At 35.1% G+C, this 26,618-nt stretch carries 32 protein-coding genes and 1 pseudogene; 10 read left to right on the top strand and 23 right to left on the bottom strand.

The features are described 5' to 3' along the window. Window positions 1-124: 124 nt before the first annotated feature. The 14 genes from rpsN to rplC all read right to left on the bottom strand — a co-directional run bounded on the left by rpsN (window position 125) and on the right by rplC (window position 6,499). Entirely contained in the window at window positions 125-394 is a 270-nt protein-coding gene (rpsN, locus tag BUA76_RS06225) for a 30S ribosomal protein S14 (protein WP_029297771.1), read from the bottom strand. A 3-nt stretch (window positions 395-397) separates the two neighbouring features. Beyond that, window positions 398-949 carry a 50S ribosomal protein L5 gene (gene rplE, locus BUA76_RS06220; RefSeq protein ID WP_072883928.1) on the bottom strand — a complete coding sequence of 184 codons (552 nt, stop codon included), beginning with the start codon at window positions 947-949 and terminating at the stop codon, window positions 398-400. Window positions 950-962: 13 nt separating this feature from the next. After that, window positions 963-1,289 carry a 50S ribosomal protein L24 gene (gene rplX, locus BUA76_RS06215; RefSeq protein WP_072883927.1) on the bottom strand — a complete coding sequence of 109 codons (327 nt, stop codon included), beginning with the start codon at window positions 1,287-1,289 and terminating at the stop codon, window positions 963-965. 20 nt (window positions 1,290-1,309) lie between these two features. After that, complete coding sequence (gene rplN, locus BUA76_RS06210; RefSeq protein WP_007839504.1) at window positions 1,310-1,678, bottom strand: 50S ribosomal protein L14; 369 nt, start codon at window positions 1,676-1,678, stop codon at window positions 1,310-1,312. 2 nt (window positions 1,679-1,680) lie between these two features. Beyond that, window positions 1,681-1,935 carry a 30S ribosomal protein S17 gene (rpsQ, locus tag BUA76_RS06205; RefSeq protein WP_029297775.1) on the bottom strand — a complete coding sequence of 85 codons (255 nt, stop codon included), beginning with the start codon at window positions 1,933-1,935 and terminating at the stop codon, window positions 1,681-1,683. Window positions 1,936-1,947: 12 nt separating this feature from the next. Then, window positions 1,948-2,133: a 50S ribosomal protein L29 gene (rpmC, locus tag BUA76_RS06200; RefSeq protein WP_027381309.1), complete on the bottom strand. Its 186-nt coding sequence runs from the start codon at window positions 2,131-2,133 to the stop codon at window positions 1,948-1,950. Window positions 2,134-2,145: 12 nt separating this feature from the next. Beyond that, window positions 2,146-2,571: a 50S ribosomal protein L16 gene (gene rplP, locus BUA76_RS06195; protein ID WP_072883926.1), complete on the bottom strand. Its 426-nt coding sequence runs from the start codon at window positions 2,569-2,571 to the stop codon at window positions 2,146-2,148. Between the two features lie 99 nt (window positions 2,572-2,670). Beyond that, on the bottom strand, window positions 2,671-3,426 hold the full coding sequence (gene rpsC, locus BUA76_RS06190; RefSeq protein WP_072883925.1) for a 30S ribosomal protein S3: 756 nt from the start codon (window positions 3,424-3,426) through the stop codon (window positions 2,671-2,673). 7 nt (window positions 3,427-3,433) lie between these two features. Then, a complete protein-coding gene (gene rplV / locus BUA76_RS06185) occupies window positions 3,434-3,832 on the bottom strand; it encodes a 50S ribosomal protein L22 (RefSeq protein WP_029297778.1) in 399 nt (132 codons plus the stop codon). Between the two features lie 2 nt (window positions 3,833-3,834). Beyond that, complete coding sequence (rpsS, locus tag BUA76_RS06180) at window positions 3,835-4,113, bottom strand: 30S ribosomal protein S19 (RefSeq protein ID WP_002983209.1); 279 nt, start codon at window positions 4,111-4,113, stop codon at window positions 3,835-3,837. A gap of 2 nt (window positions 4,114-4,115) precedes the next feature. Continuing rightward, complete coding sequence (gene rplB / locus BUA76_RS06175) at window positions 4,116-4,937, bottom strand: 50S ribosomal protein L2 (RefSeq protein ID WP_072883924.1); 822 nt, start codon at window positions 4,935-4,937, stop codon at window positions 4,116-4,118. A 21-nt stretch (window positions 4,938-4,958) separates the two neighbouring features. Next, on the bottom strand, window positions 4,959-5,249 hold the full coding sequence (gene rplW, locus BUA76_RS06170) for a 50S ribosomal protein L23 (RefSeq protein ID WP_029297784.1): 291 nt from the start codon (window positions 5,247-5,249) through the stop codon (window positions 4,959-4,961). A 3-nt stretch (window positions 5,250-5,252) separates the two neighbouring features. Continuing rightward, on the bottom strand, window positions 5,253-5,882 hold the full coding sequence (gene rplD, locus BUA76_RS06165; protein ID WP_072883923.1) for a 50S ribosomal protein L4: 630 nt from the start codon (window positions 5,880-5,882) through the stop codon (window positions 5,253-5,255). Continuing rightward, window positions 5,873-6,499 carry a 50S ribosomal protein L3 gene (rplC, locus tag BUA76_RS06160; protein WP_072883922.1) on the bottom strand — a complete coding sequence of 209 codons (627 nt, stop codon included), beginning with the start codon at window positions 6,497-6,499 and terminating at the stop codon, window positions 5,873-5,875. Before rplC ends, rplD begins: the two co-directional genes overlap by 10 nt. Window positions 6,500-6,812: 313 nt before the next feature. On the opposite strand from rplC, the gene BUA76_RS19185 reads away from it, so the two are divergent. The 3 genes from BUA76_RS19185 to BUA76_RS06145 are packed head-to-tail and all read left to right on the top strand — an operon-like array spanning window position 6,813 to window position 10,685. Then, entirely contained in the window at window positions 6,813-6,956 is a 144-nt protein-coding gene (locus BUA76_RS19185) for a hypothetical protein (protein ID WP_178337306.1), read from the top strand. Continuing rightward, the gene (locus tag BUA76_RS06150; protein ID WP_072883920.1) at window positions 6,956-7,933 is read left to right on the top strand and encodes a hypothetical protein; all 978 of its coding nucleotides are present in this window, start codon (window positions 6,956-6,958) and stop codon (window positions 7,931-7,933) included. The genes BUA76_RS19185 and BUA76_RS06150 overlap by 1 nt, the downstream gene beginning before the upstream one ends. 49 nt (window positions 7,934-7,982) lie before the next feature. Further along, window positions 7,983-10,685: a hypothetical protein gene (locus tag BUA76_RS06145; RefSeq protein WP_072883919.1), complete on the top strand. Its 2,703-nt coding sequence runs from the start codon at window positions 7,983-7,985 to the stop codon at window positions 10,683-10,685. A gap of 12 nt (window positions 10,686-10,697) precedes the next feature. Here the strand turns inward: BUA76_RS06145 and BUA76_RS06140 are convergent, their stop codons facing one another. The 8 genes from BUA76_RS06140 to BUA76_RS06105 form a co-directional block, all read right to left on the bottom strand. After that, window positions 10,698-11,195, bottom strand: coding sequence for a low affinity iron permease family protein (locus tag BUA76_RS06140; RefSeq protein WP_072883918.1), 498 nt, complete (start codon window positions 11,193-11,195; stop codon window positions 10,698-10,700). 80 nt (window positions 11,196-11,275) lie between these two features. After that, window positions 11,276-12,103, bottom strand: coding sequence for a GLPGLI family protein (locus BUA76_RS06135; protein ID WP_072883917.1), 828 nt, complete (start codon window positions 12,101-12,103; stop codon window positions 11,276-11,278). 26 nt (window positions 12,104-12,129) lie between these two features. Continuing rightward, window positions 12,130-12,966 (bottom strand): GLPGLI family protein, encoded by an 837-nt coding sequence (locus BUA76_RS06130; RefSeq protein ID WP_072883916.1) that lies wholly within the window; start codon window positions 12,964-12,966, stop codon window positions 12,130-12,132. A 223-nt stretch (window positions 12,967-13,189) separates the two neighbouring features. Next, window positions 13,190-13,495, bottom strand: a complete 306-nt coding sequence (gene rpsJ, locus BUA76_RS06125; protein WP_002661363.1) for a 30S ribosomal protein S10 — start codon at window positions 13,493-13,495, stop codon at window positions 13,190-13,192. Between the two features lie 17 nt (window positions 13,496-13,512). Then, entirely contained in the window at window positions 13,513-15,630 is a 2,118-nt protein-coding gene (gene fusA / locus BUA76_RS06120) for an elongation factor G (RefSeq protein ID WP_072883915.1), read from the bottom strand. 6 nt (window positions 15,631-15,636) lie between these two features. Continuing rightward, window positions 15,637-16,113: a 30S ribosomal protein S7 gene (rpsG, locus tag BUA76_RS06115; RefSeq protein WP_072883914.1), complete on the bottom strand. Its 477-nt coding sequence runs from the start codon at window positions 16,111-16,113 to the stop codon at window positions 15,637-15,639. Window positions 16,114-16,135: 22 nt separating this feature from the next. Beyond that, complete coding sequence (gene rpsL / locus BUA76_RS06110; RefSeq protein ID WP_002983146.1) at window positions 16,136-16,549, bottom strand: 30S ribosomal protein S12; 414 nt, start codon at window positions 16,547-16,549, stop codon at window positions 16,136-16,138. A gap of 103 nt (window positions 16,550-16,652) precedes the next feature. Beyond that, a complete protein-coding gene (locus BUA76_RS06105) occupies window positions 16,653-18,203 on the bottom strand; it encodes a hypothetical protein (RefSeq protein WP_143149870.1) in 1,551 nt (516 codons plus the stop codon). A 152-nt stretch (window positions 18,204-18,355) separates the two neighbouring features. Here BUA76_RS06105 and BUA76_RS06100 point away from each other — a divergent pair, with 152 nt between their 5' ends. From BUA76_RS06100 to BUA76_RS19530, 6 genes and pseudogenes are all read left to right on the top strand, one after another. After that, window positions 18,356-18,832, top strand: coding sequence for a Dps family protein (locus BUA76_RS06100; RefSeq protein ID WP_072883912.1), 477 nt, complete (start codon window positions 18,356-18,358; stop codon window positions 18,830-18,832). A gap of 89 nt (window positions 18,833-18,921) precedes the next feature. After that, entirely contained in the window at window positions 18,922-20,100 is a 1,179-nt protein-coding gene (gene pncB, locus BUA76_RS06095; RefSeq protein WP_072883911.1) for a nicotinate phosphoribosyltransferase, read from the top strand. A gap of 4 nt (window positions 20,101-20,104) precedes the next feature. Continuing rightward, window positions 20,105-20,617 (top strand): YciI family protein, encoded by a 513-nt coding sequence (locus tag BUA76_RS06090; protein WP_072883910.1) that lies wholly within the window; start codon window positions 20,105-20,107, stop codon window positions 20,615-20,617. Between the two features lie 268 nt (window positions 20,618-20,885). After that, window positions 20,886-21,716 (top strand): hypothetical protein, encoded by an 831-nt coding sequence (locus tag BUA76_RS06085; protein ID WP_143149869.1) that lies wholly within the window; start codon window positions 20,886-20,888, stop codon window positions 21,714-21,716. After that, window positions 21,713-23,434, top strand: a complete 1,722-nt coding sequence (locus tag BUA76_RS06080) for a hypothetical protein (protein ID WP_072883908.1) — start codon at window positions 21,713-21,715, stop codon at window positions 23,432-23,434. The genes BUA76_RS06085 and BUA76_RS06080 overlap by 4 nt, the downstream gene beginning before the upstream one ends. Before the next feature lie 29 nt (window positions 23,435-23,463). Further along, window positions 23,464-24,219, top strand: a pseudogene (locus BUA76_RS19530) (DUF5995 family protein). 6 nt (window positions 24,220-24,225) lie between these two features. On the opposite strand, the gene BUA76_RS06070 reads toward BUA76_RS19530, so the two are convergent. Further along, entirely contained in the window at window positions 24,226-24,885 is a 660-nt protein-coding gene (locus BUA76_RS06070; protein WP_072883907.1) for an SGNH/GDSL hydrolase family protein, read from the bottom strand. Between the two features lie 169 nt (window positions 24,886-25,054). Here BUA76_RS06070 and rmuC point away from each other — a divergent pair, with 169 nt between their 5' ends. Continuing rightward, window positions 25,055-26,563, top strand: coding sequence for a DNA recombination protein RmuC (gene rmuC / locus BUA76_RS06065; RefSeq protein WP_072883906.1), 1,509 nt, complete (start codon window positions 25,055-25,057; stop codon window positions 26,561-26,563). Window positions 26,564-26,618: the final 55 nt, after the last annotated feature.

The raw sequence follows: 26,618 nt of genomic DNA, 5'->3' as shown, positions 1-26,618 counted from the left end.
AAAGAACAATCAGTATTGTAAGGACTTGAAGAGTAAAATATCAGACCTCAGAAATCTTCAGTCTGATATTATTTATCTTTAGTATCCAGACAACTTAATTGTCCCGATTTTTAATTAGTAATTATTACCAACTAGCTTTTTTCACTCCCGGGATAAGACCGTTGTTTGCCATTTCTCTGAAAGTTACTCTGGAAATACCGAACGTTCTCATGTATCCTCTTGGTCTTCCTGTTAATTTACATCTGTTATGTAATCTTACAGGTGAAGCGTTTTTAGGCAATTTTTGAAGTCCTTCGTAATCACCTGCTTCTTTAAGAGCCTGTCTTTTAGCAGCGTATTTAGCAACTAGTGCTTCTCTTTTGCGCTCACGCGCTTTCATTGATTCTTTAGCCATTTCTTAGTTCTTTTTGAATGGTAAACCGAAGTGAGTTAATAATGCTTTAGCTTCTTTATCTGTTTTCGCAGTGGTAACGAAAGTGATGTCCATCCCCTGGATTTTTTTCACTTTGTCAATTACGATCTCAGGGAAGATGATTTGTTCAGTGATCCCTAAGTTATAGTTACCTCTCCCATCAAATCCGTCTGCTTTGATACCAGAGAAATCTCTGATTCGTGGTAATGCAGAAGAAGTTAATCTGTCTAAGAACTCATACATTTTGTTAGCTCTTAAAGTAACTTTAGCTCCTACCGGCATTCCTTTTCTCAATTTGAAAGCAGCTTCGTCTTTCTTAGAGATTGTACCAACAGCCTTCTGACCAGTGATGTTCGTTAATTCTTCAACAGCATAATCGATGATCTTTTTGTCTGCTGTAGCATCTCCTAAACCTTGAGATAAAACAATTTTCTCAAGTCTTGGTACCTGCATTACAGATTTGTATCCGAATTCTTCCATCATTGCAGGAACAATCGTTTCTTTATATGCTTTTTTGGGTCTTGCTATATATTCCATGTGTTATTTAAAATTATAAAGTTTCACCCGTTTTTTTGTTGATTCTAACTTTCTTATCTCCTTCGATTTTGTAACCTACTTTGATAGCTTTTCCGTCTTTACCAACTAAAGCTACGTTTGAGATATGAATAGAAGCTTCTCTTTCAACGATTCCTCCTTGAGGATTTGAAGCTGAAGGCTTAACGTGTTTTTTCACGATATTAAGTCCTGCAACCACAACTCTAGGGTCTCTACCTTCTTTTTTGATCACTTCAATAACTTCACCAGTTTTACCTTTGATATCTTTTTTACCAGTGGTAATGATTACGTTATCTCCTCTTTTTATTTTTAACTTTGACATTTTTTTTAAAATTTTAAATATTAAAGTACTTCAGGAGCTAATGAAATGATTTTCATATATTCTTTGTCTCTCAACTCACGAGCAACTGGTCCGAAAACACGGGTTCCTCTCATTTCTCCCGCTGCGTTTAGTAATACACAAGCATTGTCTTCGAATTTGATGTATGAACCATCTTTTCTTCTTACTGCTTTTTTAGTTCTTACTACTACAGCTTTAGATACCTGACCTTTTTTAGCGTTTCCTGATGGTGTAGAATCTTTGATAGTAACAACGATTTTATCACCAACTGAAGCATATCTTCTTCTGGTTCCTCCCAGAACTCTGATAACCAATACTTCTTTAGCACCTGTGTTATCAGCAACTTTTAATCTTGATTCTGTTTGTAACATTATTACTTAGCTTTTTCAATGATTCTTACTAATCTCCATCTTTTGTTTTTGCTCAAAGGTCTAGTTTCCTGGATTAAAACTGTATCTCCTTCTGCGCATTCGTTGTTCTCGTCGTGTGCAGTATATTTTTTCGTTTTCAATACGAATTTACCGTACATCGGGTGCTTCACTCTCGTAGTTTCACTAACAACAATAGTTTTTTCCATTTTATTGCTGGAAACCACTCCGATTCTTTCTTTTCTTAAATTTCTATCCATTTTAAAATGAAATTATTGTTTGTTAGTTAACTCAGTGTTTAGTCTAGCGATTGTTTTTCTCAAATCTCTGATTTGGATCGGGTTTTCAATTGGGCTGATTGCATGAGCCAACTTCAATTTAGAATATTGAGCTTTTGCTTCAGTTAATTGAGCTTGAATATCACCCGCGCTTAAATTTTTAATATCAGCTTTTTTCATTGTATTCAAAGATTAAAGAGGTTTTACAAAATCGTTAGCAACTACAAATTTAGTAACAACTGGTAATTTTTGTGCTGCAAGTCTAAGTGCTTCTTTCGCTACTTCGTAAGGAACACCTCCTACTTCGAACATAATTTTACCTGGTTTTACTACAGCTACCCAATATTCCACGGCACCTTTACCTTTACCCATCCTTACTTCGGCTGGCTTTTTAGTAATTGGTTTATCCGGGAAGATTTTGATCCATAGCTGGCCTTCTCTCTTCATATATCTTGTCGCAGCGATACGAGCAGCTTCAATCTGTCTTGCAGTGATCCAAGCACCTTCTGTCGCCTTGATTCCGAAAGTTCCATAAGCAAGTTGACTACCTCTCTGGGCACTCCCCTTCATTTTCATCTTATGTACTCTACGGAACTTGGTTCTTTTTGGTTGTAACATAATTTCTAAATTTTAGATTTTAGATTTTAGATTTTAGATTTTTTTTATTTTAAAAAAGTAACGGTAATTTAAAATTCAAAATGTTCTAATCTAAAATTTTTAATTATTATTGTTATTATTATTGTTGTTTTTTCTAGGTCTTCTGTTGTCTCTGTCTCCTCCTCTGTTATCTCTTCTGTCAGACTGACCACCTTTTTTCTGTTGTCCCACTAATGGAGAAAGTTCTCTTTTACCGTAAACTTCACCTTTCATGATCCAAACTTTAACCCCTAGTTTTCCGTACTGAGTCAATGCCTCACCTATGTGGTAATCGATATCTGCTCTGAAGGTAGACAATGGAATTCTTCCTTCTTTGAAAGATTCTGATCTTGCCATTTCAGCACCGTTCAATCTACCGGAGATCTGAACTTTGATACCTTCTGCACCCATTCTCATTGTACCTGCCATCGCCATCTTCACAGCTCTTCTGTAAGAGATTCTGTTTTCGATTTGCTTAGCAATGCTGTCTGCAACTAATACTGCATCAAGCTCAGGTCTTTTGATTTCGAAGATGTTGATCTGAATATCCTTTTTAGTCAATTTTTTCAACTCTTCTTTCAGTTTATCAACTTCCTGACCTCCTTTCCCGATGATAAGTCCCGGTCTGGCGGTAGTAATTGTAACTGTTACTAATTTTAATGTTCTTTCAATATAAATTCTTGAAATCCCACCTTTAGATAATCTAGCTTCAAGGTATCTTCTGATTTTGTAGTCTTCCGCGATTCTGTCTCCATAATCGTTTCCGCCAAACCAGTTAGAATCCCATCCTCTGATGATACCTAATCTGTTACCAATTGGATTTGTCTTCTGTCCCATACCTTGATTAATTTTCTTTATTACCTAAGATTAATGTAACGTGGTTAGATCTTTTTCTGATTCTATACCCTCTACCTTGTGGAGCTGGTCTTAGTCTCTTCAATTGTCTTGCACTATCCACGAATATTTCTTTAACGATAAGGTTTGCTTCCTCAATGTCAGCTCCTTCGTTTTTTACCTGCCAGTTGGCAATTGCAGAAAGAAGTAATTTTTCTAATTTGTTAGAAGCTTCTTTCTTAGAATATTTAAGGATATAAAGAGCTTTATCTACTTGCTCTCCTCTAATGATATCAGCAACTAATCTCATTTTTCTAGGAGAAGATGGGCAGTTATTTAATGAAGCTTTAACAACGTCCTTGTTAGCTTCTTTTCTTGCGATTGAACTATCTTGTTTTCTTGATCCCATGATTATCTGCTTCCTTTGTTTTTGTTACCACCATGACCTCTGAAAGATCTTGTTGGAGAAAATTCGCCTAACTTGTGACCTACCATGTTTTCTGTAACATATACAGGGATAAAAGATTTCCCGTTGTGTACAGCAATAGTTTGTCCTACGAAGTCCGGAGAGATCATCGATGCTCTAGACCAAGTTTTGATAACTGTCTTCTTACCAGACTCTATATTTGCCTGAACCTTCTTATCTAAAGTATGATGAATGAACGGTCCTTTTTTAAGTGATCTTGCCATAATTATTTTCTTTTAGATACGATGTAACGGTTAGACACTTTGTTTTTCTTTCTAGTTTTGTAACCTTTAGCCGGTTTACCGTTTCTAGATCTTGGGTGACCTCCAGAAGAACGTCCTTCACCACCACCCATTGGGTGATCTACAGGGTTCATTACAACCGCTCTTGTTCTTGGTCTTCTACCTAACCATCTGCTTCTACCTGCTTTACCTGATACAGTTAATTGGTGATCAGAGTTGGAAACTGAACCGATCATTGCCATACATTCAGTAAGGATCATTCTAGATTCTCCTGAAGGCAATTTGATGATCGCATATTTCCCGTCTCTTGAAGTTAATTGAGCTGAAGAACCAGCACTTCTTGCTAAAATAGCACCTTGACCAGGCTTCATTTCAACACAAGAAATCACAGTACCCAATGGAATATTTTTCAATTTCATTGCGTTTCCTACGTTTGGTTCTACGTTCTCACCTGAAACCACTTTCTGATCTACTTTGATACCGTTTGGAGCGATGATATATCTCTTCTCTCCGTCTGCGTACTCTAATAAAGCGATAAATGCAGTTCTGTTTGGATCGTATTCTACAGATTTTACAGTTGCTTCAACGTTTGCTTTGTTTCTTTTGAAGTCAATAATTCTGTATTTCTTTTTGTGTCCACCTCCGGTGTAACGCATGGTCATTTTACCTGTTTGGTTACGTCCACCTGACTTTTTAATACCAACTGTAAGAGATTTCTCTGGTTTGTTGGTAGTAATTTCCTCAAAATTGTTTACAATTCTGAATCTCTGTCCCGGGGTGATAGGTTTTAATTTTCTAACAGACATTACTATTATTTATAATTATAATTAATTTACAGCAAAAATATCGATAACCTCCCCTTCAGCAAGTTTGATTACCGCTTTTTTCAATTTATTTGTCTTTCCAACCTGAAGACCTTTCTTAGTATATTTCGCAGAAACTCTAGGAGCATAAATCATTGTATTTACGTCTGCTACTTTTACACCGTAAGCTGCTTCCACAGCTTTTTTAATCTGGATCTTATTCGCTTTGGTATCTACCAAGAAAGAATAAGTACCTCTTAAATCCGTAAGGTAATTAGCCTTTTCTGAAATAACTGGTTTAATAATAACTGACATGATTTATTTCTTTAAATTTTCCTGGAATTTTTCAACTGCACCTTCAAAGAATACGATCTCACCTGCATTTACTAAATCATAAGAACTTACTTCGTTGTAGTTCATTACTTTAGTTTTAGGTAAGTTTCTTGAAGATAAATACACATTCTTGTTAGCTTCAGGAAGAATAAACAAAGATTTTTTACCGTTTAATGTCAACGCATCTAATACAGTGATGAAATCTTTAGTCTTAGGAGCGTTTAGGCTCATATCTTCTAAAACTCTGATGCTGTTATCTCTCATTTTCTGAGATAAAACAGATTTTTTAGCTAATCTCTTAAGAGCTTTGTTCAATTTGAATCTGTAGTCTCTTGGTTTTGGTCCGAATACTCTACCTCCTCCTCTGAACACAGGAGATTTGATATCCCCGTATCTGGCAGAACCAGATCCTTTTTGCTTCTTAAGTTTTTTAGTAGAAGCAGTGATTTCGCTTCTTTCTTTTGCTTTATGAGTCCCTTGTCTTTGTGCAGCAAGGTACTGTTTAACTTCTAAGTAAACCGCGTGCTGATTTGGCTCTATTCCGAATACTGTTTCGTCCAGAGTTACTTTTCTTCCGGTCTCTTTTCCTGATGTATTTAATACTACTAGTTCCATTTTCTGATAATTACATAAGAATTTTTAGCTCCCGGAACAGCACCTTTTACTACTAAAAGATTCTGATCTTGATCCACTTTTAATACCTGAAGGTTTTGTACAGTTACCTGCTTACCTCCCATTCTACCAGCCATTCTCATCCCTTTGAATACTCTTGAAGGGTCTGATCCAGCACCGATAGAACCTGGAGCTCTAAGTCTGTTGTGCTGACCATGAGTTGCCTGCATTACACCTCCAAAGCCATGTCTTTTAACAACACCTTGGAAACCTTTACCTTTAGAAGTACCTGTTACGTCAACAAATTCACCTTCAGCAAATAAGTTAACCGTTACCTCTTCTCCTACTTTCACTTCATCAACGAACTCTCTGTAGAATTCTACCAATTTAGCTTTAGGAGCAGAACCAGCCTTTTTAAAATGACCAGCTAACGCTTTACCAACGTTCTTCTCACTCTTGTCATCGAAACCTAATTGAACTGACTTATAACCGTCTTTTTCAATGGTTCTGACCTGTAAAACCGAGCACGGACCAGCTTGAATAACTGTACAAGGAATATTTTTCCCTGCTTCGTCAAACAAAGAAGTCATACCGATTTTTTTACCAATAATACCTGACATTGTTTATGTTATAATAAAATTTATCCTTTATTTATCGTCATTTTCAGGAAGTCTGAAGTAATTTCTACGTTTGATGTAGGCATACTACGCCCCTAAAATGAGTGTGCAAATTTATGAATAATTTTATAACTGACAAATATTTCGTGCAAAATATTTTGATTTTTAATCAATTAGATCATTTTTGTAAAATCGGAAGAAAAATTAGGAAGAATAATTTGTGAATAACAAAATCTTTTCATTATAACCATTCTTCGATTAAAGTAATTACGGTTTGATTTTTGTTGGGTTAAATTTATTTAAACCTCCTGATGATATGAAAAACACGTACAACCAACTAATTCCGCATTTGAAGAATGTATTCAATCGTCCTTTTAAATTCTTTGAAAGAAACATCAGCAATGCTGTAGAAACCATAAATTCTGCTTATACCTTTGATGATATTGATTTGTATCAATAATGAAATCACTGAGATTCTTATTAATTCTGCTTCTCATATTTTCCTGTAGCACAAAGGAAGATCATCCGTACACTTTCTATTACTGGAAAACAAAACTTAGCCTCAACGACGACGAAAAAATGGCGTTGAATAAAACTACGGTTCCTTATCTCTATACCCGCTTTTTTGATGTTGATAGATCCGGAGAAAAATTCCAGCCTGTAGGTATTATTATCCAAGACAAAAGTTTTATCGTCCATCAACAAATAGTTCCCGTTATTTTTATTACCAACCGCACTTTTCTTTACATCAAAAAAGATGAAATAAATTTTCTTGCCCGAAGCATCAATGAGCTGGTAAAAAAGAAAATTACAGACTATCATCTGAACTCAGCATCAGAAATACAGATCGACTGTGACTGGACAGCGGGAACGCGTAATGATTACTTTACCTTTTTAAAAGAACTGAAAAAAATCTCAGGCAAAGAAATCACCTGCACGCTCCGTCTTCATCAGGTACGGGATAAATCCATGACAGGCATTCCGCCGGTTGATAAGGTTTATCTTATGTGCTACTCTACCTCCTCACCGCTGGAAAATTCCGGTAAAAATTCTATTCTGGATGTCCAGATTCTTAAAAGTTATTTAAAAGATATCGATAAATATCCCATTAAAAGCATAGAGGTTGCGCTGCCCATTTATTCCTGGGGAATTGTTACCAATCATTTAGGTAAGCATAAACTGATTAACGCTTTATCTGAAAAAGATCTTGAAAATTCAAATTTCAAAAAGATCTCCGATCACGAAATTGAAATTCTCCAAGACGGCTTTTATTTCGGAAACTATATGAATAAAGGTTTCAGGATTAAAATCGAATCTATTTCCGACAATCAGCTCACTGAGGTTACGGATTTTCTTGATAAAAAAATTTCCCGTTACTCTATTATTTATTATCAGCTTGACCGTAAATTTGTTAATAACCGAAATTTGAATTTTTAATTTTTCTATTACCTTAACGATTCAAACGATAACCAAACACCGCTATACAATGAAAAAATATTTTCTTTCACTCGCCGTTGTTTCGCTGTTTTATACACAATCCGGAGCCTGTGCCTGGTCTGATCCGGATTATGAATATTTCAATCTTTTTACACAAAGTATTATTAAGGATAAATCTTACCTTCCTTTTCTTCACAGCTATTCAACCAGATTTTATACTGATTTTAAACCGTCCCTGATTCCGGATGAAAATATTGAATCATGGAAAAGATATTTCAATAATCAATTAAGCTATGCGCAGACGGAATACCTGGTCAATAAAATGAATATGAATGACCTGAATGCTTTAAAAAAAGGATCGCCCACCAACCAGCTATTAGTAGCATTAGGACCGGGATTTTATCAAAAATACCTTGAAGGAATCGATTATCTTATCGAGGCCAAATATCTGGAGCCTTATATGAAAATTAATTATATTGAAACTGCAGATTCCTTTTATTATAGAGAGCCGGGAACAGGAAAGAACGCAACCAATCTTGATTACAATAAAACCATTGCTGCATTGACTTCATTATATAATGCTGCAAAAAATCCCGAAATAAAACAGCGATACGGCTATCAGCTCGTACGGTTCAATCATTACACAAGAAATTACGACGCAGCGGTAAAAGCATTTAAAGCCTATGTAGAACCTTTGAGATTGAAAGGAGCTCCTTACATCATGGCCCTTGACCAGCTTGCGGGAGCACAGCGGGGCCTGGGAATGAACAGTGAAGCCAACTGGAATTTTTTTCAGGTTTTCCGGGACAGCAAGAGCAGAAAAGAATCCGCTTTTGTCTCCATGAAACTTTCAGATACTGCTTCTTTCAATAATATTCTTAAGCGCGCAGCAACGGATGAAGATAAAAATATGGCTTATTTCCTTTTAGGCTACGAAGACTTTAATAATCCTATCCCCGTAATGGAAAAGATGTTTGACATCAATCCGGATTCGGAGATCCTGAAAGTAATGGCGGTGAGAAGCATTAATGAGTTAGAAAGAAGCTATCTTCCTATTTATTATTATAATGACGATAACAGTAATGCCGTTCAGAAACATACCGCAGATAAAAACACAAGACAGAATGCAACAGAAACTGCAGAGCCTAAAAAAGAGGAACTATCATTCTGGCAAAAAATAGTACGATTTTTCAAAAATCTTTTCAGCAGTAAGAAAGATAAAAATTCTCCTGATGGAAAAGCAGATCAAAGTGACGATGAACTTCTTGATAATCCGGACAGAATTCCTGTTTTCACCAGAAATAATTACTGGTATGATGATAAAACCAGGGATTTTCTGGACGACCTGGAAAAATTCACTTCTAAAACAAAAGAAAAATCCAAGGATGAATATTGGCAGATTGCAGATGCATACCTGAAATTTCTGAAAAAAGATTATAAAGCAAGCACCGAAATTCTTGAGAATATTAAAACTTCCAATCCGGAATATACAGAAGAGATTAAAAGAATGAAAGTTCTGAATGATATTGTTTCCCAGCCGAAAATTGATGCGGATTACGAAGATCATTTAATGAAAGATTATTCAGAATATTTTGCAGAAAAACCGGAGGTAAAAAAAGACAGCACCGAAACAGATGAATACAATTATTACGGTGAAGTTCCCTCTACAGCAGACTTTCTGAAAGACGTTCTTGCCAACCGTTATTTTCTTCAGGGTGAAGACGGCAAATCTTTCCTGATGAATAATAAGCTTTCCGATCTGCAGTACAGTCCTAACTCAAGTCTTGTGAAAAGTGTGGAAGAGTTTTACAGGAAACCTAATAAAACACAGTTTGAGCAACAGATTATTGCTAAAAATATTAACGATGTAGGAAATATTGATGCATTTTTTGCTGTAATTTATGGAGACCGGGCCATGAGACAGGCAGATTTTGAAAAAGCTAAATCATATTATGCAAAAGCGCAGAACTTCTCCGGAATTCCAAGATCCGAATGGAACTATGATGAGAAAAGAGTTACTCCGTTGAAATATCCGGCAGGAGCATATAATGGATTCAGCAATATCCCTGATCTTGTCTTTGGCCATAATGTTTGGATAAGTTATCAGAGTGCACCTGAAGAAAGCATGAAGAAGGAAGATTATTCGGCATTTCCATTTATTAGGCCCAACATGAATAAACTGGAGCTGGCGGATGCATTGATCCAACTTAAAAAAGCAGGGAACGGGAAAGATGAAAAATCTGCTGCGGCCAATCAGTTAATAGGAAATGTATTGTACAATACTTCAATTCTCGGATATTACAGACAGCTTTTTGTGATGGATCTTGATAATTCAAACGGAGGAAAATACTATTTTGACAATTCGGAAAGGGCAAATCCATACAAGTATTATTATAAAGGATTTCCGGACAGAATTTATATTGAACCGGATAATTTTGATCTGGCCATCAACTATTATAAACGAGCTTTAAATACGTCGACCAATAAAGAACAGAAAGCAAGAATTCTTTTTCAAATGGCGAGTGCCGAACAGGGTAAATATTATCAGTACGAAGCTAAACACCCTTCCAATGTAGATTACTCTGATCCGAAATGGAGTGAGAAAAGTGACGCTTATCAGAAACAGCTTGATCAGATTAAAAACCAGAAATACAGAACTTATTTTTCTCTGTTAAAATCTCAGTATGCCGATACGGAAACAGCTAAAAATCTCATGGGAAGCTGTACTTATTTCAGTTACTTTATGAAGTAATAAAAAAAGGAATCATTGGGATTCCTTTTTTTCTTGTTCACGCAGCCATTCTTCATGTTTTTCTCTGAACAATGCATCTTTATAATCCTGATTTCGTTGTGCGGCATCGATGGAATGCGATGAATGAATATCGGTATCTTCTTCCGCAAAATCCGCAAGTTTTTCATAGTAACAATGCAACTGGTCAAGCTCCTTTTCCGTAAGATCTTCAATATCCACTATTCTATTGCTTGCTTTTTCATTTGCGGCAATCAGCTCATTCAGTTTAATCTGAATGGCTTTAGAATCTTTATTCTGCGCTTTCTGAATTAAAAAAACCATCAGAAAAGTGATAATGGTCGTCCCTGTATTAATGACGAGCTGCCAGGTTTCAGAATATTTAAAAACTGGTCCTGAAGCAGCCCAGATAATTACGATTAATGTTGCTCCGATAAATGCATAGGAACTTCCTGTAAATTTTGTTGCCCAATTTGAAAATCTTTCAAATATACTTTGATCTGACTTAGACATTATATTAATTTTTTCAATAAAAAAGCAGCAAAAACTCCGCCGAAGTGGCAGAGTTTGGGTCAAATTAACTGGTTGTAAGATTAGTTATAGTGTATTGCTTTATCAAGTTCTATGGGATTGTTGTTTTTTTTAATATTTTTCTGCATCATTTCAGAAAGTTCCTTGAACTGTTCCGGGCTTTTCACCTCGATTCCCATTACCATAAAACGGGCATCAGGATGGGTGTTGTTTTTATAATGTTCTTTAAAGGTATGTAGCGGGTCGTTATAATTATCAAGCAACATTTTTTTAAGCCTGGATTCAGGAATTTTGACAGGATTCTGGCCTCCGAACTTTTCGAGAATTCCCAATGTTTCGTATGTTTTGGAAAGTTTATAGCTTTTTATCAATGAGAATCTGAAGTTATCTTTATCATCATAAATCTCAAAAATCATTCCGGGAAGGCCATTAAATTTGTACGGACCTTCATTCAGGCTGATCTCCTTAGTAAACCAGGCGGTCCAGTTTCTGCCTCCGTATTTTGCCGTTGCTTTCTGAAGCTTATAACCTCCGGTCATTTTTGTCTCATTATCAAGATTCCAGCTTATTTTATCACTGGTTTCCACAATAAACATATTCTGAACCATAATATAATTTGAATTTACTGCCGAATTTTTCTTTCTTGTAAGCGCAGGAGTATCATCCCAAACCACATTGTTTTCGCCTTTTGTCTTATTGATAGAGTCTGTAAGAACAAAATCATAGTTATAAAATTTGACATCTTCCGGATTCACATCGAGCACCATATTTACTTTTCTCTTTTCGGATGCGGTAGAATCGGTTTTAAAATGATATTCGTAAATGAATCGGTGCGTTTGTGCAGTGCAAGATAAGCTAAACAAGATCATTGCAAGTAGAAATTTTTTCATAGTAATAGTTGTATGTTTTTGCTGACTTATTTTTTTACTTCAGGATAATTAACAGCTTTGTCAAGTTCAATTGGATTATTGTATTTTTTAATTCGCTGCTGTTCTTCAAGTGCATACTGCCGAAGCTCTTCGGGCTTATAAATTATTCTTCCGTCTTCAAGTCCTAATTTATGTTCTTCATTAATCTCGATCTGGCCGCTGTTGATAAATTTTATAGGATCATGATAGTAGCTCAACAACATCGACTGGTATTTTGAGTACGGAATCTCCACCCCTCTGGCTTTAGCGTTTTTATAGAATTCTATGAATTGTGTTTCGGTAAAATTTTCGGATTGGTTTAATGAAAAATGATAATTCTCCTTATCATCATAAATTTCAACGATCAGTCCGGGTAATCCGTGAAATTTGTACGGGCCTTCCTGAAAAGGAATGTCTTTTGAAAACCAGGCGATCCAGTTTCTTCCACCGAATTTCCCCGTTGCTTTCTGGAGCTGAAGTGAGGAAGACTTCTTAGTCTCTTTTTCAATTTTCCAGAAGATTTTAGGTTTATCTTTCAACTGGTAAATATCATAACTCTGGATGCTGTACAGAATGTACTGCCCGGATTTAATTTTTTTACTTATAAGATCAGTAACCTTACCGCTGAATGTTCTTAAACCGGAAGCTTTTTCAATAGAATCGCTTACAAAGAAAGGACGTTCATAATAAAATACTTCATCAGGATTAATATCAAGATAGTAATTGGCTTTGCGGACTTCCGTTGACGCAGAATCCGGCCGGTAAACAACATCATATATAAAACGGTGAGTCTGCGCGGTAACAGATACTGCCAATAGCGTGATCAGATAGAAGAGTTTATTCATAGTAATATTTTCCACAAATATACATATAAAATAGAACCTTGCAATACATAATACTAATTTTAACAATTGATTATATATTTTTATTATATGCAATAAAAAATCCCTCTTCTTTCGAAAAGGGACTTTTTATCATAGCACGCTTCGACTACGCTCAGCGTTTGGAAACTCCATTGTGAGGACTAGAAAACTTCCATCTTCAGACTTCCATCTTCCAGCATATTTATCACACTTTAATTTCTACGTCTACACCTGAAGGAAGTTCTAATTTCATTAGAGCATCAACAGTTTTAGAAGAAGAAGAGTAGATATCCATTAGTCTCTTGTGAGCTGATAACTGGAACTGCTCTCTTGCCTTCTTGTTTACGTGTGGAGATCTCAACACAGTGAAGATTCTCTTGTTTGTTGGCAATGGAATAGGTCCGTTTACAACAGCACCTGTAGCCTTTACCGTTTTTACGATTTTCTCTGCAGATTTATCTACCAGGTTGTAATCGTAAGATTTAAGTTTTATTCTGATTCTTTGTGACATTTTAATCTAATTTAATATTAACCTTTAGCCTTAGCGATTACTTCTTCAGCAACGTTTGTAGGAGCAGCTTCATATTTCTCGAATTCCATAGAAGATGTTGCTCTACCTGAAGATAACGTTCTAAGAGAAGTTACATAACCAAACATTTCAGAAAGCGGAACGAAAGCTTTGATAACTTTAGCGTTATTTCTGTCATCCATACCGTTTACCGTACCTCTTCTTCTGTTAAGGTCACCTACGATATCACCCATGTACTCTTCAGGAGTTACTACTTCCAGCTTCATGATCGGTTCCATGATAACCGCTTTAGCAGCTCTACCAGATTCTTTGAAACCTAACTTCGCAGCCAATTCGAAAGATAACTGATCCGAGTCAACCTGGTGATAAGATCCGTCTTTAAGGGTAACCTTCATAGATTCAACCTCAAATCCGGCTAAAGGACCATTCTTCATAGCTTCTCTGAAACCTTTCTCAACGGAAGGAACGAATTCCTTAGGAATGTTACCCCCTTTAATTTCGTTGATGAATTCAAGACCTGTTTTACCTTCGTCTGCAGGACCGATTTCAAATACGATATCCGCGAACTTACCTCTACCTCCAGACTGTTTTTTATAAACCTCTCTGTGGTTAGCTTTTTGTGTAAGCGCTTCTTTGTATTCTACTTGCGGCTGCCCTTGGTTAACTTCTACTTTAAATTCTCTTCTCATACGGTCTACGATGATATCCAAGTGAAGCTCACCCATACCGGAGATGATAGTTTGTCCTGAAGCCTCGTCAGTCTTCACCTGGAACGTTGGATCCTCTTCAGCTAATTTAGCCAAAGCGTTACCCATTTTATCCTGGTCAGCTTTCGTTTTAGGCTCAACAGCGATACCGATTACCGGATCCGGGAAGATCATTGATTCAAGAACGATTGGGTTCTTTTCATCAGATAATGTATCTCCTGTTTTAATATCTTTAAATCCTACAGCAGCACCGATATCTCCAGCCTCGATAAATTCAACCGGATTTTGCTTATTCGCGTGCATCTGATAGATTCTTGAGATTCTTTCTTTGTTGTTTGAACGGGTATTCAATACATAAGAACCTGCATCAAGTCTTCCTGAATAAGCTCTGAAGAATGCCAATCTACCTACGAACGGGTCAGTAGCAATCTTGAATGCTAATGCAGCGAAAGGCTCATCAACAGATGGTTTTCTTTCGATATCAGCGTCAGTTCTTGGGTCTGTTCCTTTGATATTATCCTTATCCAATGGAGAAGGAAGATATTTACAAACAGCATCAAGCATGAACTGTACCCCTTTGTTTTTGAAAGAAGAACCACAAGTCATTGGGATAATAGAAAGATCGATCGTAGCTTTTCTAAGCGCTTCGTTGATTTCCTCTTCAGAAATTGAATCCGGATCTTCGAAGAATTTCTCCATCAAAGTTTCATCATAATCAGCTACAGCTTCTACTAATTTCTCTCTATATTCAAGAACTTCATCTTTCATGTCTTCCGGAATTGGAACTACTTCATAAGTAGCACCTTGTCCAGCTTCATCCCAGATGATCGCTCTGTTTTTAATTAAGTCTACAACTCCTTTGAAATCCTCTTCAGCACCGATTGGTAAAACGATTGGAACGGCGTTGGATCCTAACATTTCTTTTACTTGTTTTACAACGTTCAAGAAGTCAGCACCCTGTCTGTCCATTTTGTTTACGAATCCCATTCTCGCAACTTTGTAGTTGTCAGCCAATCTCCAGTTTGTTTCAGACTGAGGCTCTACACCGTCTACGGCAGAGAAAAGGAATACCAAACCATCTAATACTCTCAAAGATCTGTTAACCTCTACGGTGAAGTCAACGTGTCCCGGTGTATCGATAATATTGAAGTGGTAAGGCATTGTTTCAGGTAATTTCTTACCTTGATCTGTTGGGAAATTCCAGTTACAAGTAGTTGCAGCAGAAGTAATGGTAATACCTCTTTCTGCTTCCTGTTCCATCCAGTCCATTGTAGAAGCACCATCGTGAACTTCTCCAATTTTGTGGTTTACACCTGTATAGAATAAAATCCTTTCTGTAGTGGTTGTTTTACCTGCATCAATGTGAGCAGCAATACCAATATTTCTTGTAAATTTAAGATCTCTTCCCATTTCAGATTAGAATTTGAAGTGTGAGAAAGCCTTGTTAGCTTCCGCCATTTTGTGAGTATCAGTTTTCTTTTTGAATGCAGCACCTTCTTCTCTTGAAGCAGCTACTACTTCGTTAGCCAGTTTCAAAGCCATAGACTTATCATTTCTAGCTTTAGAATATTTGATTAACCATTTCATTGCCATAGAAATTTTTCTATCTGCTCTGATTGGCATCGGGATCTGGAAGTTAGCACCACCTACTCTTCTGGAACGTACTTCTACGTGAGGCATAACGTTCGTTAATGCATCTTTCCAGATTTCAAGGGCTGTTTTCTCAGTATCTCCTTTTTTAGTTTCTACAATATCCAACGCATCATAGAAAATTTTGAATGCGATTGACTTTTTACCGTCAAGCATTAAGTTGTTTACGAATCTAGTTACCAATTGATCATTAAATTTCGGATCTGGTAACAACGGTCTTTTTTTAGCTTTCGTCTTTCTCATTGTTTTATTCCTTATTTAATGATTATTTTTTCTTTCCTTTTGCTGGTGCAGCTGCAGCTTGCCCTGGTTTAGGTCTCTTAGCTCCATACTTCGATCTTCTCTGTGTTCTTCCATTAACACCAGCGGTGTCTAATGCACCTCTTACGATGTGGTAACGTACTCCCGGTAGGTCTTTCACCCTTCCGCCTCTTACCAATACTATCGAGTGCTCTTGAAGATTATGTCCTTCGCCCGGGATGTAGGCGTTGACTTCTTTACCATTAGAAAGTCTTACCCTTGCAACTTTTCTTAGTGCAGAGTTCGGTTTCTTAGGAGTGGTAGTATATACTCTCGTACATACACCTCGTCTTTGTGGACAAGAATCAAGGGCAGCCGATTTGCTCTTCTTGGCAAGCGTGGCTCTTCCTTTTCTTACTAATTGTTGAATAGTAGGCATTTAATTGCTTTTTATTTTAGGGTGCAAAAATAATAATATTTTTTTAATTAACAAGCAGTTATATAGAAATAATAATTTTATTTAAAATTTAATTAACAGACACTTACGGTTGAGCCATGATTGTTACCTCAACATTTTTATTCCATCTAAAGCTTCTTACATTTTCTTTAAGTTTTTCGAGGTTATCCTTATCAACAGCATAAATAGATACCTTATCTCTTGCTACGGTAATCGGATTTTTTATTTTCAGTTCAGCGGCTTTTTTCCAGTTTGTGGGGATATGGTTTTGAAGCCATGCATCGTAAATAATGACAATATCATATTTATTATGGATCGTATAATCCTTCAGAAAATTTTGGAATTCCGTATCCGGAGTTCTTTTATTTTCATTAAAAACAATTGTTTCCACAGAGCCTAAGCCTGCAGTATCCAACAAATGAATGTCAGTAAAATAGGTAATGGCACCGATATCATTTGCCACTACTTTTGATTCATTATAATAGGTATGCAGAAATTTTGCGGACTGCATTTGCTGTTCATAAATGTTTTTCCCACCGTTTTCCAACATCAGATGCGCGAAAGAACATTTATAAATCAGCAAAAGAATATTCATCAGCACAATCGCTGAAATTATTTTTTCATTTTTAATGTAGCTTTTAAAATTCTCAAAAAGATCTTTAAGCTTAGGAATAAGAGCCATTGAAAACCCCGTTAAAATATAGGCCTCATACCGGAACATACCTTTAAGGTCTGCAAACATGGAATGACAAATCATCAGCATAGAGATCACTATTAAAAGAAAGTTGCTTTTAACAAGTTCGTGGAAATTCTTTTTATTATAATCTCTTACAATAAAAATAATACTGAGCACCAAAGGAAAAAAACCGATTTTATAAAAGCTTATATTCAACAAAAAGTTATCTAAAAAAATGGCCTTTAACTGATGTGGAAAGTTTGAATCAAAGCTGAATTTTGTTCCTTTTACAATAACGGAATTCGGGAATAAAAACCCATCCTGCTGATAATTAAACCAACAAAAAAGTACTATCGGAATAAATCCCGTTACTAAAATCAGAATGGTTTCTTTCCATTTTTGCATTAAGGCAAAGACAAAAGCAAGAATAACAAAATAAAACATGCTTTCGAAACGCACCAGTCCCATCAATAATAACGACAGATAAAATCCTGCAATTGAATATTTATTTTTAAATGTTGATAAACAGTATATATTCAGTACAAATAAGAAAACATGGAAAACATGTTCCATCCCGGACAGCACCTGTAGATGCAGCACCGAAAAAAACAAGGTAAAAAGTACCGAAATGACAATATATTTAGCTTTACTGAATATTTCTGAAAAATACCGGCTTAAAAAATACACTGTCCCAAAACCGAATACAATATTAAAATAAAGAGATAGCTGATCATTATTTCCCAAAAGCCTGATCAGCACACTGAGAAGACCGGTAAAAAGCGGTGAGGATGAAGTTGAGGAAAACTTATACCGAGTAACTCCCCAGACATCATACAGTGCGAAATTTTTAGCCATCGCCAGATGTATATAGGCATCATCAATAAGATACAGGTAGTACCCATCTGTTTTAGAAACAGACAATAAATAATATCCGGCACATACCATTGTAAAAACAGTCATTGAAACTAAAAAGCTTTTTAAGGCAAGCTTCGATTTACTGAACATATACATTAATTCTAAGAATTTCAAAGATAAGTATCATCAATCACCAAATAAACATTTCGGCATAATATTTACTTAAATTTGTCATATAAAAATAAACTATCATTCATATGAAAAATGCAAACATTATAGGACTTCAGGAAGAAGACTGCCAAAAAATAGCGGAAAAACTGAACGTACTTTTAGCCAATTACTCCATATTCTATCAGAATACAAGAGGTTCTCACTGGAATATCAAAGGAGATCAGTTCTTCACCCTTCACCCGAAATTTGAGGAACTGTATAATAATCTTGTCTTAAAGATTGATGAAATCGCCGAAAGAATTCTAACGCTCGGCGCAACACCGGCTCACAACTATTCCGACTATCTTAAAGTAGCAACCATTAAAGAAAGCCAGGAAGTAAATGACGCGAACAAAAGTGTAGAAAACATCCTCAATTCATTTAAAGTGGTGATTGATCTGCAAAGAGAGCTCCTGGATATTACAGATGAAGCCGGAGATGAAGGAACCAATTCCCAAATGAGCGACTACATCACAGAACAGGAAAAAGAAGTCTGGATGTATAATTCTTACTTAGGTAAATAATAAAATTTTACATCTTCAATTAAAAAAATCACCTTACATTTAGGTGATTTTATTTTTATTAATTATATTTGCGTATAAATTACACAATTATGCATGACGTCCGATTAAATTCCATTCTGGATAACGATTTCTATAAAATTACCATGCAGAATGCTGTGGTAAAACTTTTTCCAGGCTCTGTGGTAAAATATGAATTTATCAACCGCGGAAAACACCAGTTCCCGGAAGGTTTTGATGCCGCTTTACGGGAAGCCGTTAATAAAATGGCAGAGCTCAAGCTTACCAAAGAAGAAAAAAAATACATGGCGAGAACCTGTCCGTATATTGATCTACCCTACCTTGATTTCCTTGAAGGCTATCACTACGATCCTTCTGAAGTAAAAATACACCAGGAAGGAAGCGAACTTTCCGTAACCGTGGAAGGACTCTGGTACAGAACAATACTTTGGGAAGTTCCCCTGCTTGCTTTAATCAGCGAACTTCATTACGAAATGAACCATATGGAAAGAGATTCCAATGAAATCGTGATGAACAGAACTCTCGAAAAAGCTAAAACCTTAGAAAAACTCGGAGTTAATTTCGCAGAATTTGGAACACGGAGAAGACATTCACACAGGGTACAAAACCTGGTAACGGAAGCTTTAACCCAAAATAAAAATTCAACATTTATTGGAAGTTCCAATGTTCATTTCGCCATGAAATACGGAGTAAAACCAATCGGAACCCATGCCCATGAATGGTTTATGTTCCACGCTGCAGAATATGGTTTTAAGATGGCCAACGAATTGGCTCTGGAGCATTGGGTAGATGTTTACCGCGGAGATCTTGGAGTAGCTCTTTCAGACACTTATACCACTGATGTTTTTTTTCAGCAGTTTGATAAAAAATTCGCCAAATTATTTGACGGTGTACGTCACGATAGCGGCGATCCACTTGAATTTGCAGACAAAACCATTGCTCATTACCAAAGACACGGCATCAATCCTTTATTTAAATATATTATTTTCTCCGATGGGCTGAATCTTGAAAAAGTGGAGGAAATCACAAACTATTGCAAAGGAAAAATTGGTGTATCTTTCGGAATTGGCACTAATCTCACCAATGATGTAGGCTTAAAACCAATGAATATTGTGATGAAATTAATTGGTGTTCAGGCTCCGAACAAAGAATGGATTCCTACCGTAAAACTTTCCGACGAACATGGAAAATATACAGGAGATCCTAAAATGATTGAGCTTGCCAAAGAATTTTTAAGAATAAAAAATTAATACAATGAAAAAAATCCTGTTCCTGTTGTTCCTTTCTTCCCTTCTTTCTTCCTGTATCGTTACCAGAGGCAAAGACGGAGAACCCGGAAAACCCGGAGCCAATGCTACCGGAAACAATTCAGAAAATACATTTAACCAGAATCTTGCAACAAAACTCGGTGCCGATCAGTACGGGATGAAACCTTATGTTATTGTCATGCTCACCACCGGTCCTGCTAAAATTGAAGACAAAGCCAAAATGACAGAATTGATGAAAGGTCATCTAGCCAACATCGGTAAGCTTGCTGATGAAGAGAAAATTGTTGTTGCAGGTCCGTTTCTGGAAAAAAACAAGGAAAACTACCGCGGCATGTTTATCTTCAATACCCAATCAAAAGAAGAAGCGGAGCAATGGGTAAAGACTGATCCTGCTGTTCAGGCCGGGGTTTTCAGCTACGAGATTTTCCCGTGGTACGGATCAGCGGCATTGCCGATGTATCTGAAGCATCATAAGGAAATAGCGAAAGAGAATCACTAACTAACTAACTAACTAACTAACTAACTAACTAACTAACTAACTAACTAACTAACCAGATGACTCTTCTAAAACAAATCCAAATCCAAATTGATAATGATATGCCAGATTTTGTTAATAAAAAAACTGGTGGGATAGTATATTAGAACCAATTACTAAACTAAATTTCAAGCAACTTATCATTTTATTCCTAATACCAATAACAATAATATTCTTATATGATTATTTTGATAATAATTTTTTAGGATTTGTAAAATTTAATTATGATGATGTGTTGAAAATATTAACAAGTAGCGCCATTACATTCGTAACATTAAACCTAACAATAACTAACTTATTATTGACTCATTTAAAAGATGATAGAGATCATTTCGAGCATATCATTCAAAAAAAAGTTAAATATAAATTTATTACTTATTTAGGATTTTCTATAATCTTTTATTTAGTCCTACTAAATATCTGGGGAGAATCTATTCCTCGAACTAAACATGACATTCTTCTCTTTTTGGGATACTCTTTCATCTTTTTTATTCTATTAATAATTAATTTATATAACAATGTATTTACTTTCATTTTAAGCAATGACAGAAAAAAAATATTGAATGAAGAATTAATAAGAGAAATAAAAACAAAATTTTATATACAAAAAGTAAAAAAGGACTTCAATAATTCATTAGATCTTTTTTTTGAAAAAATGATGTTCACAAAATCGTCAAGATTCTTGACTTTTGAAGATCAGAACAAAAATAAGATTTATATCAATTTTACATCAACAAAATATCTTACAGACTTCAAAATTGATAAAGCCGAAAAAACATTAAAACGCATAGCAAATCAAAAAATTTACACTTACCATATTGATTCAATGTTTGAAATAGACAATGACTATCTTTTTGCTTCTTCTAATGAAGATATATCTACTATAAAAGAATTATACATTTTTAAAAACAAACCAAACTTTAAAATAACAGACGATCAAATTTTCAAGCTGTTTGTTAAAAGATTAAATAAAAATATTGAAAGCGGAAATATAGAATCACTGAGTGATGATTTTGAAAATATAAATGAAATAATTGAATTGTATACAAAAACGCAAATATGATTTTTACATCTAAATATAACCAAAAATATGGTAATACTTTACCAGATGAACTTAATAGCATTATAAAAACTTTAGAAAATGGTTTAATTAGTAGTGCCGAGAAAAATGATATAAAAATATTTAATAATTTACTTTTCTATATTAGGGATACATTATTTTTTTTAACATCAGATAATACAAAAAAACTGTATGTCGATCTAGTATTAATTCCATCGAATATATACAGTTACCTAACAGAATTTCATCAAAAAAATTTGATAGAAATATTTACAATTAGATTTTCAGAAAACATAAGAAGTTATGAATATTACGAAACAAAAAATGATTTTGTAGAAATTTCATATTATGGCCTTGTAAATTTATTAAGGGTTATTTTGCAAAACAGAAATGTTGAACACTTCAATATTTTGATGAAAAGCTTGAAAGAAACCATGTTTAATTCAAGTTTTGATGAGGCTAAAAAATACCGATATTACTTTAGTTTAACAATTTATTTTTGGCTGCTTTACCTATACAATCAAAAGAAAATTGATATTTCTCAGTACGACTTAAGCATTCTTGAAAATATTTTGAATACCAATATTTACGAAAAAAAAGAATACATATTCAATACATATTACGATTTACTTGATGAAGTAGATAATGGACTTTGGGGAATAGCAGATTGGTATTTGGAAAAGCCACCAATTGGAGAAGCTTACTTTGCATTAACTCCACGAACATGGCTTTCATTTAGTTTTGTCGTATTTTTAATTAAATTCAATTTGCTATCATATAATTTTAATATTGAAAAAGTTAACATCAAAGATACTTTTAGATTTGAATTAGATACAATAGAAGAAGAGTTCATTAATATAGAAAGAGAACTAGATCTTTGGCTAAAATTCTTTTATCATAATATAGAAAACACAGAGAAAATATATACCGAATACAAAAAGATAGTCAAAGATATTTATTTACAATTAAAAAATTATCAAGAAAAACAATTCCTAACAAAAATTATCGAAACACCTCTTTCAAAAGCCAAAATTGAAGATTTTACAAATGCTGTTGGAGATTTATTTAATAAAAATGCAATTATTCCAAATATTTTAAAATATTTTGGAAGAGTTAATTATGCTAATAATATTGTTGAAAAAAATGGGCTAGGTGAACATATTAATATGCAAAAGTCTAGGTTCGCATTTATTGATGGAGATTATTACCAAAGCATTATAGGCCTTTCTGATATTGGAGCAAGGGTAGCTAATTTTATTAATCAGGATTTTTTTTCACAATTACATCGTCAGCAAAATAAAAATAGACTAACAACATCAAATGAAAATTTGGTCTCACAAATTGATAGGTTTTTAAGACAGCTTGACAAACCTTCAAATCCATTAATCTTTGGAAATTGGAAATCACTAGAGATTTTGAGAGATCACATTGAATATAATTCAACTGAAATTCCCTATTGTCATTCATTTTATAAAACAATACCAATAATTAATATTTATAATTTTAATAAAAAAATACTCGTAATAGATATAAATTCAATTAATTATAAGATTTATCAAAAAGAAGAATGGTATAATAAAGAATTACTTATTGAAATAACTGAGCCTCAACCAGATCCTGATAACTATTTAAAATTAGCAGATGTTAAAATAAAAATCCTGTTTAAATCAGAATTTACAATAAACAACGAAAACGGTTATAAATTTTTCAAAACAGAATAATTCTTTTCCAACAAATAAACAAAAACACTATGAAAACCATTGAAGAAGTTCTGAAAAAATTAGACGATATTATCCTTTGGGCAAAGAAAAATCAAAGTCCGGTTGGATATTTTGCCTGTACGTACCGCATCATGACCGCGCAGGTTTTGAAAGGAATCCAACAGAAAAAATTTGTGGACAATCCAAGAATGATACTCCTTGATATTGCTTTTGCAAATCGTTATCTCCAGGCATGGGAAGCATATTCCAAAGGAAAAAAGTGCACCCATTCCTGGTATATTGCTTTTGAAGCGGCAAAGAATAAAAACCTGTTGATTCTCCAGCATATCTTCCTCGGGATGAATGCTCATATCAATCTCGATCTCGGCGTTTCCGCAGCTTCCATCATGCCGTACCGGAAAATCAATCCTTTAAAGAAAGACTTTGAAAACATCAACAACGTGATTGCGTCGATCAACCAGGAAGTTCAGGACTAATTAAATAAAATCTGCTATCCGGTAGACCTCATTGACAAAATTTCAAACGGAAAAGACAACGCCGTTCTGGATTTTGCCATTTCAAAAGCCAGGGAAACTTCGTGGGCATCGGCAGTCATCACTTCAAACACGCCCGGTTTTTTACGGGAGTCCGTCATCGGGATTATTGATTATGCCGCCGCAAAAGTAGCTACGCAGATTGTAAACCCTAAAATGACAACATCGGCTTTGCTTAAAGAATTAAAGAAATGCGAAAGCAATGATGTTGTAAAAAATATTGAAATTCTTGCTTCAACAAAAAATGTGTAAGCAGATTTATTTTACCCCTAACTTTTTAATCAGGATAGATTCCATCTTTTCGTACCCTTTTGCAGTAGGATGAATTTCGTCTTCCGTATAGATTTTATCCAGTCCGTTTCTTGAATCTTTCATTTCTGAATGATAATCCACATACGGAATATTGTGCTTTTTTGCATACCTCTCAATCATCGTATTGAGGGCAATAACCTTTTCCGCCGGATGCATATTTTTTCTCCATCCGAAATCATAGGCCGGTAGAAGTGAGCATAAAACCACTTTAATATTGTTTGCCTTTGCCAGCTCAACCATCGAAACAATATTTCCGAATACTTTATCCAGAGAAATCGGACCCTGATTTTCAGCAATATCGTTTGTTCCCGCAAGAATAATCACACGTTTCGGCTTCAGATTAATAACATCTTCCCTGAATCTCAAAAGCATCTGCGAAGTCACCTGTCCGCTGATTCCTCTTCCGACAAAGTTATTTTTCGTAAAGAATGAAGGATCCGTAGAAAACCAGCCTTCCGTAATGGAATCTCCCATAAACACTGTATTCGGAACTATGTGTTGAGATAAAATCTCTTGGTTTTGCTTTTCATATTTAGCATAATTGGCAAAATCCTGTGCTGATACAACGGCTGAAAACATAATGGCTGCGATCGTTAAAAATTTCATTAAAAATATTTTAAATTTAAATTAATGGAATCATGAATAATATTTACAAATATACGTTTTGAAACGTTTACCACCTTTCCATGAACCAATATTTAAGAAATTTATTCCTGAATTAAAACTTACGGTTTCCCGCAAAAGAATTCAGCTTTCCTTTTTGTAATTTTGAAAAATGGAGATCATATATTTAATAATCGGATGCATCATGGGCGGAGTTATCGGTGCGGTCATTCTTTATTTTGCTTTAAAATCGTCAATGATTTCAAGAAAATCTTTTGACGAGCTCAATAATTTATACATTAAAAGCAATTCCGACCTGGAAAATTCAAATCTCAAAATTCAGGAACTGAATCAAAATATTCTGGAAGATAAAGAACTGAATCTTCAGCAGGCTGATTTGTTAAATGATTTAAAAAACGAATTTGCAAAAATTTCAGCGGAATACACCTCATTAAACACACAGTTTACAGATCAAAAACTAGTACAGCTAAAACAGACTTCTCAAATCGAAAATCTTCTGGCAGAGAAACAATCGTTATTTGCCAAAAACTCCGAACTTATAGCAATCAATGAAAGCCTACAGAAATCTCTTGAAACCCAAAAACAGGAAATAACCAAAATTCAGGAGGAATCTAAACTTCAGTTTGAGAATTTAGCCAATAAAATTTTAGAAGAAAAAGCAGAGAAATTCACCACTTTAAATCAGCACAATCTCAAAACTATTCTGGAACCTTTTCAGGAAAAAATTACAGACCTTAAAAACAGGGTTAATGAAGCTTATGAAAAAGAGAACAAAGAACGCTTCTCACTTGCAGAAAAGGTAAAAGAGCTTGCCGAGCTGAATCAGCAGATTTCAGAAGATGCCAAAAAACTGACACGCGCCTTGAAAGGCGAAAGCAAAACACAGGGAAACTGGGGAGAAATGATCCTGGAAAGTATTCTGGAAAAATCCGGATTGGTAAAAGGCAGGGAATATTTTCTGGAACATGAACTAAGAGACGAGGACAACAAAGCATTGTTTTCAGAATTTTCAGGAAAAAAAATGCGCCCGGATGCTGTAGTAAAATACCCCGATGAAAGAAATGTGATTATCGATTCAAAAGTCTCTCTTACTGCCTTTACCGAACTTGTTGACGAAACAGATCAGGACATATACCGCATAAAGCTTAACCAGCACCTGTCATCCATAAAAAATCACATCACCCAACTGAGCCAGAAAGCCTATGACGATTACGGGAAATCCCTGGATTTCGTAATGATGTTTATTCCGAGTGAACCGGCATATATTGCTGCGATGCAGGCAGACCAGGATCTCTGGAACTATGCCTATGAAAGACGTATTTTACTATTGAATCCAAGCAATCTGATCACCTCGTTAAAATTAATTTCAGATCTCTGGAAACGTGAATATCAGAACCGGAACTCTATGGAAATTGCAGACCGCGGAGCCCGTTTGTATGACAAATTTGTAGGCTTTATCGATAACCTGGAAAAAGTAGGTAAGAATCTTGATTTGGCCAAGAATGTTTATAATGATGCTTTCAAACAGCTTTCTACAGGAAATGACAATCTGGTTATACAAACCCAGAAACTGAAGCAATTGGGCATAAAAAACAAAAAAGAACTTCCTCAGAGTCTCATTGACAGCTCGCAGATCCATCTTGATATTTCAGGGGAGTAAACTTCACAAAGCATAAAGAATTACATAACGAATACGCTCCGGCCGGAGCGTATTC

The sequence above is a fragment of the Chryseobacterium takakiae genome (assembly GCF_900129385.1).
Classification (GTDB): Bacteria; Bacteroidota; Bacteroidia; order Flavobacteriales; family Weeksellaceae; genus Chryseobacterium; species Chryseobacterium takakiae.
The sequence above is the reverse complement of the archived record's forward strand: the minus strand, read 5'-3'. Positions and strand labels throughout refer to the sequence as shown.

Bases quoted from the DNA above. Each gene is read 5' to 3' on its own strand.
- rpsN (WP_029297771.1), bottom strand. From the start codon at position 394: ATGGCTAAAGAATCAATGAAAGCGCGTGAGCGCAAAAGAGAAGCACTA.
- rplE (WP_072883928.1), bottom strand. From the start codon at position 949: ATGGAATATATAGCAAGACCCAAAAAAGCATATAAAGAAACGATTGTT.
- rplX (WP_072883927.1), bottom strand. From the start codon at position 1,289: ATGTCAAAGTTAAAAATAAAAAGAGGAGATAACGTAATCATTACCACT.
- rplN (WP_007839504.1), bottom strand. From the start codon at position 1,678: ATGTTACAAACAGAATCAAGATTAAAAGTTGCTGATAACACAGGTGCT.
- rpsQ (WP_029297775.1), bottom strand. From the start codon at position 1,935: ATGGATAGAAATTTAAGAAAAGAAAGAATCGGAGTGGTTTCCAGCAAT.
- rpmC (WP_027381309.1), bottom strand. From the start codon at position 2,133: ATGAAAAAAGCTGATATTAAAAATTTAAGCGCGGGTGATATTCAAGCT.
- rplP (WP_072883926.1), bottom strand. From the start codon at position 2,571: ATGTTACAACCAAAAAGAACCAAGTTCCGTAGAGTACATAAGATGAAA.
- rpsC (WP_072883925.1), bottom strand. From the start codon at position 3,426: ATGGGACAGAAGACAAATCCAATTGGTAACAGATTAGGTATCATCAGA.
- rplV (WP_029297778.1), bottom strand. From the start codon at position 3,832: ATGGGATCAAGAAAACAAGATAGTTCAATCGCAAGAAAAGAAGCTAAC.
- rpsS (WP_002983209.1), bottom strand. From the start codon at position 4,113: ATGGCAAGATCACTTAAAAAAGGACCGTTCATTCATCATACTTTAGAT.
- rplB (WP_072883924.1), bottom strand. From the start codon at position 4,937: ATGTCTGTTAGAAAATTAAAACCTATCACCCCGGGACAGAGATTCAGA.
- rplW (WP_029297784.1), bottom strand. From the start codon at position 5,249: ATGTCAGTTATTATTAAACCAGTTATTTCAGAAAAGGCTAATTACCTT.
- rplD (WP_072883923.1), bottom strand. From the start codon at position 5,882: ATGGAACTAGTAGTATTAAATACATCAGGAAAAGAGACCGGAAGAAAA.
- rplC (WP_072883922.1), bottom strand. From the start codon at position 6,499: ATGTCAGGTATTATTGGTAAAAAAATCGGTATGACTTCTTTGTTTGAC.
- BUA76_RS19185 (WP_178337306.1), top strand. From the start codon at position 6,813: ATGAAAAACACGTACAACCAACTAATTCCGCATTTGAAGAATGTATTC.
- BUA76_RS06150 (WP_072883920.1), top strand. From the start codon at position 6,956: ATGAAATCACTGAGATTCTTATTAATTCTGCTTCTCATATTTTCCTGT.
- BUA76_RS06145 (WP_072883919.1), top strand. From the start codon at position 7,983: ATGAAAAAATATTTTCTTTCACTCGCCGTTGTTTCGCTGTTTTATACA.
- BUA76_RS06140 (WP_072883918.1), bottom strand. From the start codon at position 11,195: ATGTCTAAGTCAGATCAAAGTATATTTGAAAGATTTTCAAATTGGGCA.
- BUA76_RS06135 (WP_072883917.1), bottom strand. From the start codon at position 12,103: ATGAAAAAATTTCTACTTGCAATGATCTTGTTTAGCTTATCTTGCACT.
- BUA76_RS06130 (WP_072883916.1), bottom strand. From the start codon at position 12,966: ATGAATAAACTCTTCTATCTGATCACGCTATTGGCAGTATCTGTTACC.
- rpsJ (WP_002661363.1), bottom strand. From the start codon at position 13,495: ATGTCACAAAGAATCAGAATAAAACTTAAATCTTACGATTACAACCTG.
- fusA (WP_072883915.1), bottom strand. From the start codon at position 15,630: ATGGGAAGAGATCTTAAATTTACAAGAAATATTGGTATTGCTGCTCAC.
- rpsG (WP_072883914.1), bottom strand. From the start codon at position 16,113: ATGAGAAAGACGAAAGCTAAAAAAAGACCGTTGTTACCAGATCCGAAA.
- rpsL (WP_002983146.1), bottom strand. From the start codon at position 16,549: ATGCCTACTATTCAACAATTAGTAAGAAAAGGAAGAGCCACGCTTGCC.
- BUA76_RS06105 (WP_143149870.1), bottom strand. From the start codon at position 18,203: ATGACTGTTTTTACAATGGTATGTGCCGGATATTATTTATTGTCTGTT.
- BUA76_RS06100 (WP_072883912.1), top strand. From the start codon at position 18,356: ATGAAAAATGCAAACATTATAGGACTTCAGGAAGAAGACTGCCAAAAA.
- pncB (WP_072883911.1), top strand. From the start codon at position 18,922: ATGCATGACGTCCGATTAAATTCCATTCTGGATAACGATTTCTATAAA.
- BUA76_RS06090 (WP_072883910.1), top strand. From the start codon at position 20,105: ATGAAAAAAATCCTGTTCCTGTTGTTCCTTTCTTCCCTTCTTTCTTCC.
- BUA76_RS06080 (WP_072883908.1), top strand. From the start codon at position 21,713: ATGATTTTTACATCTAAATATAACCAAAAATATGGTAATACTTTACCA.
- BUA76_RS06070 (WP_072883907.1), bottom strand. From the start codon at position 24,885: ATGAAATTTTTAACGATCGCAGCCATTATGTTTTCAGCCGTTGTATCA.
- rmuC (WP_072883906.1), top strand. From the start codon at position 25,055: ATGGAGATCATATATTTAATAATCGGATGCATCATGGGCGGAGTTATC.